16 protein-coding genes are annotated in these 18,735 nt (G+C 44.4%); 6 read left to right on the top strand and 10 right to left on the bottom strand.

Going from position 1 to position 18,735, the window contains the following annotated elements; genetic code table 11:
- Window positions 1-16: 16 nt before the first annotated feature.
- From ACFOEK_RS05140 to ACFOEK_RS05100, 8 genes are all read right to left on the bottom strand, one after another.
- A complete protein-coding gene (locus tag ACFOEK_RS05140; RefSeq protein ID WP_386717143.1) occupies window positions 17-1,000 on the bottom strand; it encodes a PilW family protein in 984 nt (327 codons plus the stop codon).
- An 11-nt stretch (window positions 1,001-1,011) separates the two neighbouring features.
- Window positions 1,012-1,593 carry a type IV pilus modification protein PilV gene (pilV, locus tag ACFOEK_RS05135; RefSeq protein ID WP_386717140.1) on the bottom strand — a complete coding sequence of 194 codons (582 nt, stop codon included), beginning with the start codon at window positions 1,591-1,593 and terminating at the stop codon, window positions 1,012-1,014.
- Complete coding sequence (locus ACFOEK_RS05130) at window positions 1,590-2,135, bottom strand: GspH/FimT family pseudopilin (RefSeq protein ID WP_386717137.1); 546 nt, start codon at window positions 2,133-2,135, stop codon at window positions 1,590-1,592. Before ACFOEK_RS05130 ends, pilV begins: the two co-directional genes overlap by 4 nt.
- 5 nt (window positions 2,136-2,140) lie before the next feature.
- Window positions 2,141-2,539: a type IV pilin protein gene (locus tag ACFOEK_RS05125; RefSeq protein WP_386717134.1), complete on the bottom strand. Its 399-nt coding sequence runs from the start codon at window positions 2,537-2,539 to the stop codon at window positions 2,141-2,143.
- A gap of 311 nt (window positions 2,540-2,850) precedes the next feature.
- Window positions 2,851-3,366, bottom strand: coding sequence for a hypothetical protein (locus tag ACFOEK_RS05120; RefSeq protein ID WP_386717132.1), 516 nt, complete (start codon window positions 3,364-3,366; stop codon window positions 2,851-2,853).
- A 201-nt stretch (window positions 3,367-3,567) separates the two neighbouring features.
- On the bottom strand, window positions 3,568-5,091 hold the full coding sequence (locus tag ACFOEK_RS21230) for a methyl-accepting chemotaxis protein (protein ID WP_449280218.1): 1,524 nt from the start codon (window positions 5,089-5,091) through the stop codon (window positions 3,568-3,570).
- Between the two features lie 674 nt (window positions 5,092-5,765).
- Window positions 5,766-8,972, bottom strand: coding sequence for an efflux RND transporter permease subunit (locus ACFOEK_RS05105; RefSeq protein ID WP_386717129.1), 3,207 nt, complete (start codon window positions 8,970-8,972; stop codon window positions 5,766-5,768).
- Between the two features lie 175 nt (window positions 8,973-9,147).
- Window positions 9,148-10,452, bottom strand: a complete 1,305-nt coding sequence (locus ACFOEK_RS05100; RefSeq protein WP_386717126.1) for an efflux RND transporter periplasmic adaptor subunit — start codon at window positions 10,450-10,452, stop codon at window positions 9,148-9,150.
- Between the two features lie 149 nt (window positions 10,453-10,601).
- Between ACFOEK_RS05100 and ACFOEK_RS05095 the strand changes: the two genes are divergently transcribed.
- Both ACFOEK_RS05095 and ACFOEK_RS05090 read left to right on the top strand, forming a co-directional pair.
- Window positions 10,602-11,621, top strand: a complete 1,020-nt coding sequence (locus ACFOEK_RS05095) for a LysR family transcriptional regulator (protein ID WP_386717123.1) — start codon at window positions 10,602-10,604, stop codon at window positions 11,619-11,621.
- A 121-nt stretch (window positions 11,622-11,742) separates the two neighbouring features.
- Entirely contained in the window at window positions 11,743-12,192 is a 450-nt protein-coding gene (locus ACFOEK_RS05090) for a hypothetical protein (RefSeq protein WP_386717120.1), read from the top strand.
- Window positions 12,193-12,236: 44 nt separating this feature from the next.
- Here the strand turns inward: ACFOEK_RS05090 and ACFOEK_RS05085 are convergent, their stop codons facing one another.
- Window positions 12,237-13,106 (bottom strand): LysR family transcriptional regulator, encoded by an 870-nt coding sequence (locus tag ACFOEK_RS05085; RefSeq protein WP_386717117.1) that lies wholly within the window; start codon window positions 13,104-13,106, stop codon window positions 12,237-12,239.
- Window positions 13,107-13,290: 184 nt separating this feature from the next.
- Between ACFOEK_RS05085 and ACFOEK_RS05080 the strand changes: the two genes are divergently transcribed.
- From ACFOEK_RS05080 to greB, 3 genes are read left to right on the top strand one after another with little or no spacing between them, the layout of a single operon-like run.
- The gene (locus ACFOEK_RS05080) at window positions 13,291-14,409 is read left to right on the top strand and encodes an S-(hydroxymethyl)glutathione dehydrogenase/class III alcohol dehydrogenase (RefSeq protein ID WP_386718552.1); all 1,119 of its coding nucleotides are present in this window, start codon (window positions 13,291-13,293) and stop codon (window positions 14,407-14,409) included.
- A 59-nt stretch (window positions 14,410-14,468) separates the two neighbouring features.
- The gene (gene fghA / locus ACFOEK_RS05075) at window positions 14,469-15,317 is read left to right on the top strand and encodes an S-formylglutathione hydrolase (RefSeq protein ID WP_386717114.1); all 849 of its coding nucleotides are present in this window, start codon (window positions 14,469-14,471) and stop codon (window positions 15,315-15,317) included.
- Window positions 15,318-15,375: 58 nt separating this feature from the next.
- Window positions 15,376-15,858, top strand: a complete 483-nt coding sequence (gene greB / locus ACFOEK_RS05070) for a transcription elongation factor GreB (protein WP_386717111.1) — start codon at window positions 15,376-15,378, stop codon at window positions 15,856-15,858.
- Window position 15,859: 1 nt separating this feature from the next.
- Here greB and ACFOEK_RS05065 read toward each other — a convergent pair whose 3' ends face one another.
- Window positions 15,860-16,597: a substrate-binding periplasmic protein gene (locus ACFOEK_RS05065; RefSeq protein ID WP_386717108.1), complete on the bottom strand. Its 738-nt coding sequence runs from the start codon at window positions 16,595-16,597 to the stop codon at window positions 15,860-15,862.
- A gap of 256 nt (window positions 16,598-16,853) precedes the next feature.
- Here ACFOEK_RS05065 and ACFOEK_RS05060 point away from each other — a divergent pair, with 256 nt between their 5' ends.
- A complete protein-coding gene (locus ACFOEK_RS05060) occupies window positions 16,854-18,713 on the top strand; it encodes a methyl-accepting chemotaxis protein (RefSeq protein WP_386717105.1) in 1,860 nt (619 codons plus the stop codon).
- Window positions 18,714-18,735: the final 22 nt, after the last annotated feature.

Genomic DNA, 18,735 nt, shown 5'->3' with positions numbered 1-18,735 from the left:
GAGGGGAACTTAGTCATTAGCTTTCTCTCTTAATCGCAATGTTGTGTACACGGGTAAGATTCATAAAGACTCTGCGCTTGAAGTTTTCCCCTAACGTTGTTCCACTTACAAACCCAAAGCGACCGAGGTCATAGAGGTTTGAATCTGTAAGGTCATTTGATTTATCGTTTGATCGCACAAGGGCATAAAACTTGACGGTAACAGTGTTTTGAATTTCTTCGTCAGTTGGTTCAGTAACATATGCATCGTCAGCACCAGAAAATGATTCATTCGGAATACCGTTTTCTGATCTATCAATACCAAACTCAAACTGTAATTGCTCAATACCCTCTGATATTGCGACACTGGTGAATTCACCATCACGTAGTTCTAGTCGTTTAAGAGTGGGAGTGTCTGTGGCAGAGCTACTACTGCAATCACTCTCTCTACATGGACTGACGTAATAAATATGAACTAAGAATCTTCGTATTTCTTCGGTTTCTGCTTTATTTGTGTATGGATATAAAGAAGCATCCGTAGATTTTTGTATTAAATAATCGTTATAGGTTGTTTGTATGTTGTACTCTGTAGGTAGTGATGCTGGATCTTCTTCAACAGAATTTGCCCGGCGGATCACAAGAACGTCAGTGTTAGGAACAACTTTTAAATTACATGTCGTTTTACTGGCTAAGTCAGTATCGGTTGTGTCGTTATAAACTTGAAGGGGGAAAGCTACAGTATCGTTTAGAATGTCCAAATCACATGGATCAGGTGAGGTTCCTCCCGTTGGTATGTCAGACAGGGCTCCATAGTACCCGGCATTTGCAATGTCATTTTTTAGTATTTCGTTTAGGAAGCGACCATTTTCGGTAAGTTCAATTGCCTTCATGCCCTCACGATTCATTTCGTTGCTATTAATGACCGCTGTCATGATTGTTAGGCTAAGAGTTAAGCCTAAGGTTGCTCCAATCATTAGCTCAATTAGTGTAAGACCTTTTTGATGAGATATTCGTGATATCATAATAGTCACCATTAAGTTCCTGTGTTTTCAAGATTTGCAAAGGCAATTGTATAGTTCAAGACTCTGCGGCTGTCTGCAGAGTAGAGAGTGCTTGCACAGGGATCATCCGAGTTGACGGTATCTACCAAACCTTGCCACACTACGCTAACGGTCATAGTGCCTGCAGTTGTATCTTCTGAAACACATCCTCGAGCACTTATAAGGGCTCCCCCTTGATTTTCTCCTTTTAGTAAATCATCCCAGAAATTTAAGTCGTCGTTTGCTTGGGTTTGAGTTTCCAGTGTTCCAAAGGCTGAGCATGAGAAACTGCCTGACGTTCCTGTGCCTGCATAGGGTGATGCATGAACGCCACCTATTGTTACGTAGCAACCCTTTGCATCCCTGTTAGTTTGAATAGCTTCAATCATATAGTTGAGAATGCGTGATGCTTGTTCTCTTTGATCCATTTCAACGTTCATTTGGACGCTTCGGTTCTGCATACCAATGAAACCTAGAAATCCTATTGCGAAGATAATGAGTGCCACCAAGGTTTCAATCATGCTAAAACCGTGATGGAGATTAGTTTTGATACTTCTAACAGAATTATGTCTCATGGCTCGCAACTTCCTTCACTTACAATTTTCGGAAAACCATTTGAACTGACTTCAATGGTTCGTTTCGTCACGAAAGAGCTTTCATCTTCATCACAAATTTCAATAGTGAAAGAGCTATTACCAAACGGAATTCTCCCTTGGCGGTTGTATTCAACTTTATTGCCTGCCACACCGGTTGTAAGGCCTGTTAATTTAAAAGGTCTATCGTTTTGAAAAACATATAAACAGTCATCTTCTGGAGTAACATCCACACAGTCATCGTAATTCCTATTTTCATTCCATGAGATAGCCCATCCATTTTCGTAGCCTGTAGAAGAAGGAATCATATAAACATCGGACGCACGTTTTACGGCTTCGCTGCGAGTCATTAGCAAGGATGATTGAAGTTGATGGGCAATAAGACGGACATCTTCATTGAGAAGATAGTTTTTGAGTGCTGTATATCCACCTGTTAATAGTACTCCCATAACTGCAAGAGCAACCATTAGTTCTATTAAGGAAAACCCTTGAGTGTAAGTAATTAAGTGCGTTTGAGGTTTCATGGTGTTCACCACTTAGCAGATGGTGTTTTAACACCCAGGTGATTAAGAGTTAGATCTCCATCTCCGGACATGATGCTGGCCGCTAATGGACTAGCGGTGATTAGGTAGTTTGGAATAGTAGAAGAACCGTCGATAGAAATAGTTATTGCGTAGTTGTTTGTAACGTCTTCCGAAGCCGTTACATTTAAGTCAGCTAGGATTGCCGCATATTCTCTGTTGTCTTGTAGGTAATTAGATTGTTGGCTGGCAAGCTCCATCATGAAGCTTTTAGTAGCGTTTCGCTTTCCGTCTTGAACGAACTGTTGGTAGTTAGGGTAAGCAATAAACCCCAATACACCAATAATGGCTACCACAATGAGTAGTTCAATTAGTGAAAAGCCTTTATCTGAGTTTTTATGAAGCATTTGTTAAGCCCTACATAGATATGGCTGGGACTATCTAGTAGTAGTATAAAAAATGATCGGTTAAATGGGCGGATATATTACAGATAATATGCGCTTCATCCGATAAATGGCTTGAAATTGGGAGTACGTGATCTTTGGTTTTATTCTTACGAATAGAGTGTTTCGTTGGTTAAAAACTGACCGGTATGGAGGGTTTTTACCCATGTCAAAGAAATCAAGGGTTTATGATTTTGAAGGTGTTTTAAGACAAAATATGAGACAGAGTGTTTATTTGAGTTGGGGGAGAATTAGAAAGAAAGCTCGTTTCTATTTCAGTCGTTTGATACAAGCCAGTAATTCGTTTTGTCCTTTTGTTCTTCTTTTGTACGAATTCTTTGCACATGGACATCTTCAACAAAAAACAGGTGTTCTCGTTTTAGTCCGGTAGCAATGGCTTTTAAATACTCAAGTTCTCCATAAAACTCTAAATATGTATCACCTGATAACATCATGGTTGTACTTGAGTCAGGAACGCTTTCATCGACGACAATGGCAAACTCGCCTTTTGAATCTTTGTACTGAAGTAATAGGGCAACAGGCTTTTCAGGAGGATTTTTAAAGGACAGCCAAACCGCAGTATTAAACTGATGTGCTTGTTTCAGGTTAGGGTTTACCTTTGGTTGTGTAGGTGCCTCTTTGCTCTTTCCTCTAAGTAATTTAAAAAAGTCTAAACGAGACTTTTGATCTAAAGGGTTTTCACATTTCGGTCTGTCTAGAAATTCAGACAGAGGGACTTCAAGTAGCTTGGTGCTATCACGTAGGAATCGTGTAGGAATACTTTTGTTCATAAGGGAGTATCTACTTAAAGTGTTGATAATATCCCTAAAATTACCTTCCTTTTATCATTTTAAGTTTAGGTGACAATCATCCCGAAAAAATGACCAGTTATCTGTTTCTTGGGGGGAATAAAGTAGAAAGAGGCAGGGGGAGAAAGGGGTTAATGATTGATTTAACCACCGGCACTGCAGGTGGTTAAAACTTCAACTTGTTTAAACTTTAAATTGACCAAGTTGATTACGAATTTCTTGGGTGAGATTCGCTAATCGAATACAGGATTCTTCGGTGTTTTTCGCACCTGTGGCGGCTTCGTCAGCAATCTCAGCAATACGGGTAACGCTGTTACCAATTTCTTCCGACACTGCCGTTTGCTCTTCCGAAGCGCTTGCGATTTGAGTACTCATATCGTTAATGGTTGAAACAGCGTTAACAATACCTGTAAGGGACTCTTCCGTTTTGTTCACTTCCTCAACCGTGCTTTCGCCTTTTGCTTTACTGCTCTCCATCACTGCAACTGCACTTTGAGCGCCATTTTGCAGCTTATCAATCATTTGTTGGATTTCTTCCGTAGTGGATTGAGTTCTGCTTGCCAGGGTTCGTACTTCGTCGGCTACAACGGCGAAACCTCGACCTTGTTCACCAGCACGAGCGGCTTCAATTGCTGCGTTCAGGGCCAGCAAGTTGGTTTGTTCGGCGATACTCTGAATAACGTCCACCATAGACGTAATGTTAGCGACGTCGGTTTCCAGGTTATTAATAACTTTTGCACCGGTATCAATTTCTTCTGCAAGATGCTCGATGGATTGAATAGAAGCGGTAACAACGCCTTTAGTGAGGAGTGCTTCGTCGTTGGCGTGGTGAGCGGCTTCTGCTGCTTCTGAGGTGTTTTGCGAAATGTTGTGTGCCGTTGCACTCATTTCATTAATGGCCGCAGCTACTTGTTCTGTTTCTTTGGACTGGGCTTGCACACCATTGTTAGTCGCTTGAGCAACTTCAATCAAATCCTGGGTCAACTCAGACATGTGGTTCATTGATCCCACGACTTGCTGAACCAGCTTTTGAATCTTATCAACAAAGAGATTAAAGCTATTGGCTACCTGACCCAGCTCATCTTTTCGGTTGGCATCCAAACGTTTTGTTAGATCCCCTTCGCCTTGTGAAATGTCATTCAATGCAGAACCAATTTGACCAAGAGGTTTGATCACTATGGTTCGAATCAGGAAGGTCAGCATGGCGACCAGCAGAATAACCATCACCACAATCTGGACCACCGTCCTCTGCTGAGATTCTGCTAATAGATTATCAATCGCACTTTCATCTATAAGGATCAGTACTTTCCCCACCTTGTTTACCGACCCGGAGTCATCAAATTCCAGCGCGTGCTGTTTGGTTAAACCTAAGTCTCCCGGTAGTTTTTTGATGTCGACTGTTTTATCGAATTCGTTGGTCATACGACCCAGAATGATCTCTTTGTTGTCGTAAACGAAAACGCCTTTAATTTCACTGGCGCTGACTTCTGATTCGACAATGCTAATCATTTGATCGGTTTCGAAGTTCCAAAGGGTTGGGGGTAAACTCTGAGTTAATCGGCCAATTACAGCGTTGGTTTGCTTGTCTAGCGTGGCTCGCAAAGCATTACCTGTTTGCATTTGGTTATAGATACCGAAAGCAACCAGTAAAGTAATTACTAGGGCACTTGCAAGTAGGTTAAATCGTAAGCTAATCGAGTTTTTCACAGACGGCCTCTGGTGCAACTTAAATGTGTGAATTCTTTAACAGGAAAAATGAAGTAAGTACCAAAAAGTATACATACTTTTATGGTATTTCTCTTATCTCATTGTTTTGTCATCGACCTTTTTTAAAAGACCTTTAAGGGAATTGTTCAAAATGTCCCTTTTTAATAGCTGATATGCCTTTAATTGTGCGCTCTTCTCTGTCATTAAATTGGGTGTTTTTCCTAAAACTACTATAGACGATTATCGTCAGTGCGCTAACTCTTTGATATTGAGGTCTTTTCCTCGTAAGGGATGCATTGGTTGGTAACAACGTAATGAGCTGCTTATTGGCGTCTGATCCTAAATTGAAAGCACAGACGGGCAAGATTCAGTTCAATGCGAATCTTTTTGAGGATAAACAGCTGTATGTTTGCTTCAAGAAAGGGGCTGAGGTGAAAAACTGGCGGGTATCTTGAACGAAGGGCTTAAAAAGATTGATGTTCAGGGCTTTATGAAGAGTTGTCTCGACTCTTTAAAACGCTGATTTTTTATAAAAAGAAAGTGAAGCACCCAGCCTGGGGGTAGGGATCGGGAATTGGCTGGGGCTTCAACTAGGGTTAAAACTCGTGTTTAAAAAAGTGTTTCAATAAATACTCATGACAGGTTCAACGTGAACCTGTCACGGTATCCAGAGATTAGGCGGTAGCCTCATTTTTTATCTGGCCATTGGACGTGGCCTGCGCTGGTGGCGTGCTTGTGCCATCACCGTTTGTCTTCTGGTCACTGTTGCGACGTAATAAATAGTAGAACACCGGTGTTAAGACCAAACCAAACACAGTCACCCCGATCATTCCGGAGAACACCGCTACACCCATGGCTTGACGCATCTCTGCACCAGCACCGGTTGAGAACACCATAGGTACCACACCCATAATGAACGCGATGGAAGTCATCAGGATCGGACGCAGACGTAAGCGACCCGCTTCTTTGATGGCTTGCATTACCGTCATCCCTTGGTCTTGCAACTCTTTCGCAAACTCCACGATCAAAATGGCGTTCTTGGTGGCGAGCCCGACGAGTACAATGAAGCCAATCTGAGTAAAGATGTTGTTATCGCCGCCGTAGACAATTACCCCCGTCATCGCTGACAGCAGTGTCATTGGCACGATGAGGATAATCGCTAATGGTAAGCTGACACTCTCATACTGAGCCGCCAACACCAGGAAGACCAGGATCACAACCAGTGGGAACACCAGCAAAGCAGTGTTGCCAGCAAGAATTTGCTGATAGGTTAGATCGGTCCACTCGTACTCCATACCGATAGGCAAGGTTTCTTCAAGAATACGTTCAATGGCGGCTTGTGCTTGGCCTGAACTGTAGCCCGGCGCTGGCGCACCATTGACTTCTGCCGTGGTAAAGCCGTTGTAGTGCATCACTCGATCCGGCCCGGCACCGTGCGTGACGTTCAGGAACGACCCCAGTGGAATCATATCGCCGTTCTGGTTACGAACTTTCAATTGACTGATTTGATCCGGCTCTTGACGGAAGCTCTCATCCGCTTGAACGTTCACCTGATAAGTACGGCCAAACTGGTTGAAGTCATTCACATAAATAGAGCCCAAGTAAGCCTGCATGGTGGTAAATACATCATCAACCTGAACACCTTGGCTCTTGGCTTTGGTTCGATCCAAGTCCACTTCCAATTGCGGCACGTTAACCTGGAAGCTACTGAAGTTACCGGTTAATTCCGGAGCCGCCCAAGCTTTCATGATTACTTCTTGAGTGACTCGGTATAGCTCCTCATAACCCAGATTACCACGGTCTTCGATTTGCAGACGGAAGCCGCCAATTGTTCCCAAACCGGATACCGGTGGTGGCGGGAAGATCGCAATAAAGGCTTCTTGAATAGAGGCGAACTGCCCGTTCAATTGACCGGCAATGGCGAAGGCTGATAAATCAGGTGTAGTACGTTCATCGAAGTCTTTCAGAGTCACAAACACGATGCCGCTGTTCGGGCTGTTGGTGAATCCGTTAATGTTCAGACCCGGGAAGGCAACTGCAGACTCAACACCTGGATGATTCAACGCCATTTCAGACATTTGACGAATCACATCTTCGGTGCGCTCCAGTGAGGCTGCGTCTGGAAGCTGCGCGAAAGACACCAGATACATCTTGTCTTGCCCTGGCACGTAACCGGTCGGTGTGGTACTGAACTGATGGTAGGTTAAGCCCATCAATCCACCGTACAGCAGTACAACGATGCCACTCATACGGATCAGTTTACCGATGCCCGCCGTGTACCCTTTAGCGCCCCAATTAAAGAGCTTGTTGAACGGACCGAACAACCACTTAGCAAATAAGAAGTCGATAGTACGGCTCAACCAATCTTTCTTCGCATGCTCATCTTTCAACAGCAGCGCCGATAACGCAGGGCTCAATGTTAATGAGTTGATCGCGGAAATGATGGTTGAAATGGTAATGGTCAGAGCAAACTGTTTATAGAACTGGCCCGTCAAACCGGACATGAAGGCCGTAGGAATAAATACTGCCATCAGTACTAAGGTGGTCGCGATAATCGGGCCAGTTACTTCTGTCATGGCTTTCTTAGTCGCTTCGATAGGCGACAAGCCTTCGCTGATATTACGTTCAACGTTTTCAACCACCACGATGGCATCGTCCACGACAATACCGATAGCCAGTACCAAACCGAATAACGAAAGTGCGTTAAAGCTGAAGCCTAATAAGTGCATGATCGCGAACGTACCCACCAAGGAGATAGGAACTGCAACCAATGGAATGATAGACGCGCGCCAGGTTTGCAGGAACAGCACCACAACCAGTACAACCAGTAAGATGGCTTCGAATAATGTATTCACAACGGCTTCGATGGAACCACGCACGAAGACGGTTGGGTCATAAACGATGGAGTAATCTACGCCTTCCGGGAAGACTTTCTTAAGTTCCGCCATCGTTGCACGAACGTCGTCTGAAATCTGGATGGCATTGGAACCCGGCGCTTGGAAGATCGGAATCGCTACTGCAGGTTGGTTATTTAACAAAGAACGTAGCGCATAAAAGTCTGAGCCCAGCTCGATTCGGGCAACGTCTTTCAAACGTGCAATTTCACCGTTGTTACCGACTTTGATGATGATCTCACCAAATTCTTCTTCCGAGGTTAAACGGCCTTTTACATTAATCAGAAGCTGGAAGTCGTTAGTTCCGGAAGGTTGAGCACCTAATGAACCTGCTGCGGCTTGTTGGTTCTGTTCACGAATGGCGTTCACAATGTCGCCAGGGTTTAGATTCAGTGCGGCTACTTTTTCCGGATCTAACCAGATACGCATGCTGTATTCACCGGCACCAAACAAACGAACGTCACCCACACCTTCGATACGAGCCAGCTCATCTTTTACTTTTAGATGGGCGTAGTTCGACAAGTAGAGCATGTCATAGCGGTTGTCGGGTGAGGTGATGTGAACCACCATGGTTAAATCAGGCGATGACTTCTGGGTCACAACCCCAAGACGTTGCACTTCTTGAGGTAGACGGGGTAGGGCACGATCCACACGGTTTTGAACCAGCGTTTGTGCTTTGTCTACATCCGTACCAATGGCAAAGGTTAAGGTTAAAGTCATGCGGCCATCCGAAGTGGCTTGCGATGACATATAGATCATACCTTCCACACCATTGATTTCTTGTTCCAATGGCGAGGCTACGGTATCGGCAATGACTTTAGGGTTCGCACCAGGATAGTTAGCGGTTACTACAACCGTAGGCGGTGCAACTTCCGGGTACTCGGTAATTGGCAGTTTCCACACTGCGAGGGCTCCGGCGATGAAAATCATCAAGGAGAGTACGCCCGCAAAGATAGGGCGGTTAATAAAAAACTGGGAAAAGTTCATGCGCTCTTCTCTTAGAAAATCGAAATACAGATACTGATTTTGGTCAGGAAAGGCAGGGAGCCAGACAACCCTTTCCAAGCTAGAGGAATTTAGGTTGTCCGCTCACTGTTCCTATGGCATTAAGCGTTCATCTTTAAGTTATAGATCACTTAAGTTTCTGGGCGACCTTTTACGGCTACAGATGACCTTCGTTTGTTGCTTTTTGGTCATTCAGTGATGATTGAACACGCGCTGTTAGCAATTGCTCTGAACTTTTCTTTGTTTCGTTAGCAAGTAATACACGATCTACTTTTGCTTGAACTCGTTGCAACGTTGCTAATTGCTCAGGCGTAGCCATCTCGGCTTCTTGAGGATTTACAGGGGTTCCTGGGCGAACACGCTGAAGCCCTTTAATGACAATGCGCTCGCCTGGGTTTAGACCATCAGCAATGATGCGCAAGCCATTCACTTTTTCACCTAGTGTTACAGGGCGATATTGCACTGTGTTGCTTTGATCTAATACCAATACAAACTTGTTGTTTAGGTCCGTACCGATGGCTTTGTCATCAATTAGAATACCCTGGTAGCTAGCACTACCAATCAGCTGTAAACGAGCAAACAAACCGGGTGTGAAGGTGCCTTGGCTGTTTTCAAACACAGCGCGGCCACGGATGGTGCCTGTCGCCGGATTAATGCGGTTATCCACAAAGTCGATGAAGCCTTGATGTGGGTATTCACTTTCATTGGAAAGCGCCATGAATACAGGGTTTTGAGCTTCACGGTCGTCTGCACGAGTCCCTTCTTGAGCCAACTTAGTGTACTTCAAGTAGGTGTTCTCATCGGCGTCGAAGTACGCGTACACTTTCTCGGTAGACACCAAAGTAGTCAGAATCGTCTGGCCCGCCGCAACGTAGTTGCCTTTAGTCACATCTGCACGAGACACACGACCGGTAATCGGTGCTTCTACTTGTGTGTAACTTAGGTTTAGCTGAGCTAATTCTAAAGCAGCTTCCACCGATTGAACGTGAGCGCGAGCCTGTTGCAGTTCTGCAAAACGATTGTCGTAATCTTCTTTCGATAGTGCGTTTTGAGACGTTAGGCGTTTGGTTCGGTTATAAGCGATGTCCGCCAATTTCAACTGGCTTTGAGCTTCGGTCAATTCCGCTTTTAAACGCTTTACTTCCGTGTTGAAAGAACGGCTGTCGATATAAAACAACGGGTCACCGGCTTGAACAATCGCGCCTTCTTCAAAGGCAACGCGCTCGATATAACCGGAAACACGAGGGCGAAGCTCAACGCTTTCAGGTGCTTCTAAGCGGCCGGTAAATTCATCCCACTCAGTTAGACGCTCATGTAAGACTTTTGCAACGGTCACACTAGGTGCCGGTGGTTGTTGGGCTTGCTGAGCTCCTTCTGATTCAGCTTGCCCTTGGCTGCAAGCGCTTAATACAGCAATGCTTGCAATGGCAGTAAATAACTTCAGAGTACGTTGAAGTGACATTGTCGATCCCCCCAGATCATATTTTTCTATGAGAGGCATTATGCAATCCGTCAAAACATAAATATAATTATATTTATTTATGAGTATTATCATAAAAATTGATGTTTTATTTTCATTGGATAGAAAGTGAAGTATTTGGTCAGGAATAAGTGAGACAGCTGTTGTATAACGAGATCAAGAAAATGCGCTATCAAGATCTGAATTTGCTTGTGATTTTTGATGCAATCATGACCGAAGGGTCAATAACTAGGGCGGCAGACCGATTGGCTCTTACTCAGCCAGCCGTGTCGAATGCATTGTCTAGGATGCGAACTGTTTGGAAAGATGACGTGTTTGTTAAAGATGGTCGAAATATTCGGCCGACCGTATATGCACAGAATCTGTGGTCCCAGATTCGCGGGCCTTTACATAATCTCGAAAAGGCAATGGATCAAGGCAGTTTTGATCCCGCGTCTGCAAAACGGACCTTCCGATTCTCTGCTGTTGATGCTCTGGTGAGTGTGATTTGGCCAAGGCTTCGTAAAGTGATCGAAGAAGAAGCGCCTGGTATTAATATCCATGCCGTGCCTTACAGTATTAAAACAGATGAACTGTTGCATAATGCAGATGTGGATATGTTGATCGGAGCGAATGTGATTGGCGATTCGGTGATCCAAACAGATTACCTTTATACGCCTTGTTATGTCTGTGTGATGAGACCGGATCATCCTCTGGCAAAAGCCGATTTATCACTGGAAGAGTTTGCTGCTGCAGATCACCTATTGGTGTCTCTGTCAGGTGATACAACCGGTATTACCGATCAGGCGCTGGCTCAATACGATTTAACGCGTCGTATTGCGATGTCGGTGAACCATTTTTCAGCGGTGACCCCACTGCTCAAAGAAAGTAATTTAATCGCTGTGATGCCTTCAACCACTATCGAAAGTGCCATCTTTAATGAAGAATTGGCGGTGGTAAATCCACCGATTGAAGTGGTCGCACCCCAGTTATCTTTGTGTTGGCATAAGCGGCAAGAACATGATCCTGGATTAAGTTGGTTGAGGAAACATGTGAGCCGAATTGTAAAAGATCATGCCGATCAGCATTACAAGATGATTGAACAGCGTATGTGTAAGGAAGGCAGTTGTCAGGCGAAAAGCCAGCATCTGAATCATTCTGAGATGCATTAGCCGTTGGTGATTCGCACAGTTTTAAGCTGCTAGACTTAATAGCAGTAAGGAATTTGCTCGGTAGGGAAAACAAAAACCTCCATGATGCCGTAATAGGCATCATGAGTTGTAAGGTTGTTGAATGAATTATTCCTATTTGTGGTTGGTCATGCGTGGTGGGCTGTTTAGTGTGTTGTTGTGCGTGCTGAGTCAGCCAAATCTTGTGTATGCGAACAATCCAATTCATACGTTTCATTGTAAACCAGAGGCTGGTGCGGGGTTGGAACATACGGGCGCAGGGGCCATCACTGCAAATCTATATGATGTCTCTTCCTTATCTTTGACGTTAACCAACGAATCTGGTCATTGGCAGCTCTGGGAAAACAACGACCAAGAACCGATCTTTGCCCGTTGCCAGAGTGAATTTCGGTGCGAACCAAAAGAAGGGTTTTTTGGCATTTTTTATATGACCAAAGAGCATGTATTCACATACCTCATTCAAAAAGCCTATCCACCTCAATTGCGGCGTCAGATTGTCTACTCTTTTAAAGGGCATTGTCAGCCGGTAGTAAAAGCCCCGCCTTCGCATTAATTGAATCCAAAGAGAACTCGTTCAACGAGAAGATTTTCTATAGGTTATCCCAGGCGGTCAGACAGATAGCCAAGCAAAAGCTGTATTTTTGGAGATAAAAACTGTCGCTCAGGATACATAGCCCATACCGCTTCGGAGTTATCTTGAAACGGGTGTAAGACCTCGATTAAGGTACCAGACTCTAAATAGGCATCAACGTAGAAGTCGGGTAGTTGAACCAATCCTAAGTGTTTAAGTGCGGCATCCAGTAGTGCAGGGCCACTGTTGTATTTAATCCGACCTTGAACACTGAGATTCCTAGTTTTATTGGTTTCTTTGAATCGCCATTGTTCACGGCTACCAATCAAACAATGATGGCGGTTTAGCTCTGACAAGGTATGAGGTGTTCCGTGTCTACTGAGATACTCTGGAGTGGCACAGACATACAGCTTTCGGTTCGCAAGCCGTTTGGCGATAAAGCTGGAATCCTTTAATTGACCGAGGCGAATTGCCAGGTTGATACCTTGATCAATCAAATCCAAGGTTTGGTTAGATAAGATTAATTCCACTTCCAAGTCTGGATACGTTACCAAGAAATCATTTAGTAGCGGCGCGATGATTCGTTCGCCGTACGTCACTGGTGCGGTAATTTTGATTAAGCCCATCGGTTTGGTCTGCATCTGGCTGACCATTAAATCGGCGTACTCTAATCCACTGACTAACTCTTTGCATTGTTGATAGTAGAGTTGACCAGCTTCGGTCAGAGAAACTTTACGAGTGGTGCGATTGAGCAGCTTAACTGCCAAGCGCTGTTCAAGCGCAGCCACTTTCCGGCTTACTTGTGCAGGTGAGGTATTTAATCGTTGTGCTGCTGATGTAAATCCATTCTGCTCAACGACGGCAACAAACTCACTGATTCCATCCCAACAAATCATATTGTTTCGTATATGTAATAAAGATTTTCAATTATTGCTAATTATTACTGCTTTGGAAATAAATATACTGAGCGTATGAAAATTAATTTAGATGCTAGGGAATCTCTGAATAAGTTCGCTTTAGCTCAGAGGCTTACCAGCAAATCTTTTTTTATAGAAGGAAATAACAGTGACTGATCAATTTATTAAAGCCAAAGCTGCCGTTGCCTGGGGGCCAAATCAACCTCTGAAAGTGGAAGAAGTCGATGTAATGTTGCCAAGAGCGGGTGAAGTTCTCGTCAAAGTCATAGCATCCGGCGTATGTCATACCGATGCCTTTACTCTATCGGGCGATGATCCTGAGGGAATCTTTCCTGCCATTTTAGGGCATGAAGGCGGTGGTATTGTTGAAATGGTGGGCGAAGGTGTTACCGGTGTTGAGGTTGGTGATCATGTTATTCCACTGTACACCGCAGAATGTGGCGAATGTAAGTTTTGCACATCAGGTAAAACCAACTTGTGCCAAGCCGTTCGAGAAACTCAGGGCAAAGGCTTGATGCCGGATGGCACCACACGTTTCTATAAGGACGGCGAACCTATCTATCATTACATGGGGTGTTCTACCTTTTCTGAATACACCGTGTTACCAGAGATTTCTTTGGCCAAGGTAAATAAAACGGCACCGTTGGAAGAGGTATGTCTCTTAGGGTGTGGTGTGACCACTGGCATGGGCGCGGTGCTGAATACCGCTAAAGTCCAGCAAGGTGATACTGTCGCTATCTTCGGGCTGGGTGGCATTGGTTTATCCGCTATTATTGGTGCCCGTATGGCTGGTGCGAGCCGCATTATCGGTATCGATATCAACGAGAGTAAGTTCGAGTTGGCGAAGCAGCTTGGTGCTACTGATTGCATTAATCCAAATAACTTTGATAAGCCTATTCAGGAAGTCATTGTTGAAATGACCGACGGTGGTGTCGATTACTCTTTCGAATGTATTGGTAATGTGAATGTGATGCGCCAAGCTCTGGAATGTTGTCATAAAGGCTGGGGTGAATCAGTCATCATCGGTGTTGCTGGTGCGGGCCAGGAAATCTCAACTCGACCATTCCAGCTAGTGACCGGGCGTGTATGGCGAGGCTCGGCATTTGGTGGTGTGAAAGGTCGTTCAGAGTTGCCTGAGATTGTTGAAAAGTACCTGGCGGGAGAGTTTGGTTTACAAGAGTTTATTACTCACACCATGCCTTTAGAAGAGATTAATAATGCGTTTGACTTAATGCATAAAGGCGAGAGCATTCGTAGCGTTATTCACTTCAATCATAAATAGGACGACCGTTAAATGAGATGGCCGAATCCTCTTTCGGTCATCTTTATGGAGCTAGGATTATGAGCATAGATATAGAAATGGTCAGCCAGGCCAAGGTCTTCGGTGGCTTTCATAAGCAGTACACCCACCCATCAAAGGTGTTGCAATGTGACATGAAGTTCGCTGTGTTTATTCCTTCGAGTGCATCAACGGATAATCCGGTGCCTGTGTTTTATTGGTTGTCTGGCTTAACCTGCACGGATGAAAACTTCATGCAGAAAGCAGGGGCGTTCCGTGTGGCTGAAGAATTAGGCATTGCCATTGTTGCCCCGGATACTAGCCCGCGCGGAGAGGGTGTACCTGATGATCCTGACGGAGCCTATGATTTTGGCCTAGGGGCCGGATTTTATCTCAACGCCACTCAGGAACCTTGGTCTAAGCATTATCAAATGTATGACTACATAGTTCAGGAGTTGCCTGAGCTGGTGGAAGCCCACTTTCCGGTGTCTACAGTAAAGTCCATTTCCGGCCATAGCATGGGCGGTCATGGGGCATTAACCATTGGTATTAAGAACCCGGAGCAGTACCGTGCCATCAGTGCCTTCAGTCCAATCACTAATCCAACGAATTGCCCTTGGGGACAAAAAGCCTTCAGTCGGTATTTAGGTTCGGATCAGGAATTGTGGAAAGACTATGACAGCTGTGAGTTATTAACAACCAGAGGGTGCACGCTTCCTATCCTGGTGGATCAAGGCGACAGTGATGGTTTTCTGGAAGAACAACTCAAGCCTCAAGCACTTGAACAAGCCGCTAAACAGGTTGATCCGTCATTGACCTTGCGGATGCAGCCAGGTTATGACCACAGTTATTTCTTCATTCAAAGCTTTATTGATGATCACTTACGATTCCATGCTGAATATTTGAAGTAGCTTTTTAGACGGGATTGAATAGATTACTATTCTTCTCTTTTTGAAGTCGATCCCGTTTATGAAAACAGCCATTATTACGCGCGAAGGTTATCTTAAACTCAAAGAAGAGCTTGATCATCTGTGGCGAGTTGAACGTCCTATCATCACCGAGAAGGTTGCCTGGGCAGCGAGTCTCGGTGATCGTTCCGAAAATGCTGACTACAAGGAAAATAAGCGTAAACTTCGTGAAATTGATCGTCGCGTGCGCTATTTGTCCAAGCGCATCGAGCAAATCAAGGTGGTGGATTACTCTCCTCAGCAAGAGGGCAAAGTATTCTTCGGGGCCTGGGTCGAAGTCGAAAATGAAGACGGTGAAGAAAAGCGAATTCGTATCGTTGGCTATGACGAGATTTTCTTTGGGATCAAAGATTATATTTCCATTGACTCCCCTATGGCTCGAGCACTGCTGAAAAAAGAAGTAGACGATGAAGTCGTAGTTAGAACACCGGAAGGTGAATCTGTGTGGTTTGTGACGGCGATTGAATACGAGACACAATCCTAAATCAGTTCTTTAGATTAGGGTTGTATTTCTTGTGCAGGGCTTTAAACATGAGCGACGTTTTAAAATTCCCAAGAGCGCGTCGAAAATCATTCACGATGTCATCGTCGGTGTCTTTATTGAAGGCTAACCACAAGTGATTGGATAGTTCCTCAAACACATAGGTCATTTCGAAACTTTCCGGTGAATATCGCAGTTGCCGGACGATGTGATAGAAATTCAATTCAACGGTACTGGTTAAATCCACTCGCCCTAATTTCAGCATTTGGATGTTTTGAGCGGTAGAAGGGATTTCAAAGACATCAATACCATAATGCTTCAAGTGCTCCCAAACGGCCGATCCTTGAACGTCACTCACTTGATATTGGGCAATGTCTTGGATGCGATGAATCTCAATATCATGCCGCTTTTTGAGTCGAAACAGACCCGTCGTGATCGGGGCTAATTGACCCACCCACTTAAACAAATGTTCTCTGTCATCAGTCCTGATAATAGAAAAAATCAGCGTATTTTTTTGGGTTTTAGCAAGCTCCATGGCTCGCTTGAATGGATAAATTCGAATTTCTGCCTGTACGTCGAGGTCTTTTAACAGGGCTTGAACGATCTCGACTGATATGCCCGTTATATGGCCATTTTCTTTATAACTGTAGGGCGCGAAGTCCTCCGTTACAACATGAAGCTCATAGGCGCTAGAAGTCATTGTAATAAAGAATAGGATCAGTGTCAGAAACTGTCTCTTCATACATCGCCTTTGCATTTGAATCTTCTATTAATCTTATCTCCGAATTCGCCGGTAAAAGATAATTCAGACAAAAGGCATCTGTTTATCTCAAACAAAAACTGATCGTATGGTTGGTTTCTTATAAATGTAATCGTTAATGTCCCACTCTGATTTCGTCTTCTCTCCTGTGAATATTACAGTTTTTTTACCAATACTTTAGTGATCATACGATGAACTCCCACAGCGGAAGATGTTGGGAACGAAAAAAGGTGAAGCTATGTGGATAGGAAATCAACTTTCAATACGTCAGCGTCACATGATCATATTACTGATTGTGGCCTTGGGCTTTTCGATCACGGGTGGGCTGAGCCATTATTCGAATGAGTCTATGCATCACTTACATGAGTTGTCGGTTCAGTTAGAGGCGTTATCTCAAAAGACGCTTCAACTGCGCCGTGCTGAGAAAGATTTCTTAGCAAGGAAAGATGAAAAATACGTTGCGGAGTTTGAAAACCAATACCAACAACTGATGGTCACTGAAGAGTCGTTTAAACAAGGTTTGAACACATCGTTTGGCTCAAGTAATCCGATGGTCGAGCAGCTTGAAGTGAATTTGAGCGCATACTCCGATGCCTTTAGTGGTTTGGCAAAGTATCAAACGACCATAGGGCTGGATCATAAAAGCGGCTTGTACGGAGCTCTGCGCGCCTCTATTCATGGTGTAGAAGAGGTTATTAACGATCAACCGATATTGATGGCGGACATGCTGATGCTACGTCGTCATGAAAAAGATTTTATGTTGCGTCGTGACAGCAAGTACATCGACAAATTTTCTCAGACAATCACAACCATGAAGTCTCGCATACCGAATGAATTACTAGGGCAAATCATCCCGAAACTGGATGACTATCAACAGAAGTTTCTCAAACTCTACGATGCCGAAGTCAAAATCGGGTTGGAGCCGAGCGAAGGCCTTCATGGCATACTCAGAACGTCGGCTCATACTTTGGAAGAGCTTCTGGGCCAACTCAATACTGAACTCAAAGTTACGATTTATGAGAAGACAGAAACGGTGACGTGGCTGTTTTATACTGCGTTATTTTCTATGGCAGCGGTCACTGTATTGTTTGTTTTGGTGATTTCACAAGGCATAGCCTCTTCGCTGAATAAGCTGATTCGTTATGTGTTGGAGCTCCTTAACGATGATGCTTTAACACATCGTATTCAAAGTAAAAATAACGAACTGGATATTCTTGAGGAAGCCTTCAATGGCTTAAATCAGAAGTTGGGTGTTGCCATTTCTGAGATTAAAACGTCGGCCAATAACATAACTGATGTCGCATCTGAAATGTCGGTGATGACCGAACAAGTGAATCAGTCCACTGAAGAGCAGCATCGGAAAGTCGAGCAATCGGCAACGGCGATGGAAGAAATGTCCTGCGCTATTCAAGAAGTGTCTAAGAACGCTCAGGGCACGGCGAACTTTGTCTCTAACGTCAATGAAAAGCTCAATGAAACGACTGAGATCAGTGGTTTGGCACAGGATGCCATCCGAGTTCTGCAAGAGGAAGTTAAGAACTCAGTCAAGGCCATCGGAAAGCTGGAAGAAACCAGTTGCAACATTGAAACCTTATTGGACTCCATTCAGGACATTGCCGATCAAACTAATATGTTGGCACTGAATGCCGCCATTGAAGCGGCTCGTGCCGGCGATCATGGTCGAGGTTTTGCTGTTGTGGCTGATGAGGTGCGTACCTTATCGGCACGTACACATTCCGCAACCGAAGAGGTTCGTAATACCTTAAATCAGTTTAAGACTGTGATATCGAGCGTGGTGGAATCGGTCGAGCTGTCTAACGAGAAAGGCGAAAAGGGTCAACATCAAGCGGATCATGCTATTCAGATGATGCGAGAAATGACGCAAAAAGTAGCCGAGATCAGCATGATGAACATTCAAATTGCTACCAGTGTGGAAGAACAAACCGCAGCGGCCAATGAATTGAACTGCTACATTCACGACATTTTTGAATCTTCCAAAACCCTGAGAGAACACAGCGAACAATCGTCAGTAGCCACTCAACGGCTCAGTGAAGTAGTTAATGATATTAACCAGTCGGCTTCCGCGTTCGCCGTGTAGAAAACACGGCTCAATATCTCCA

Source organism: Litoribrevibacter euphylliae, assembly GCF_042646085.1.
Classification (GTDB): domain Bacteria; phylum Pseudomonadota; class Gammaproteobacteria; order Pseudomonadales; family Litoribrevibacteraceae; genus Litoribrevibacter; species Litoribrevibacter euphylliae.
The sequence above is the reverse complement of the archived record's forward strand: the minus strand, read 5'-3'. Positions and strand labels throughout refer to the sequence as shown.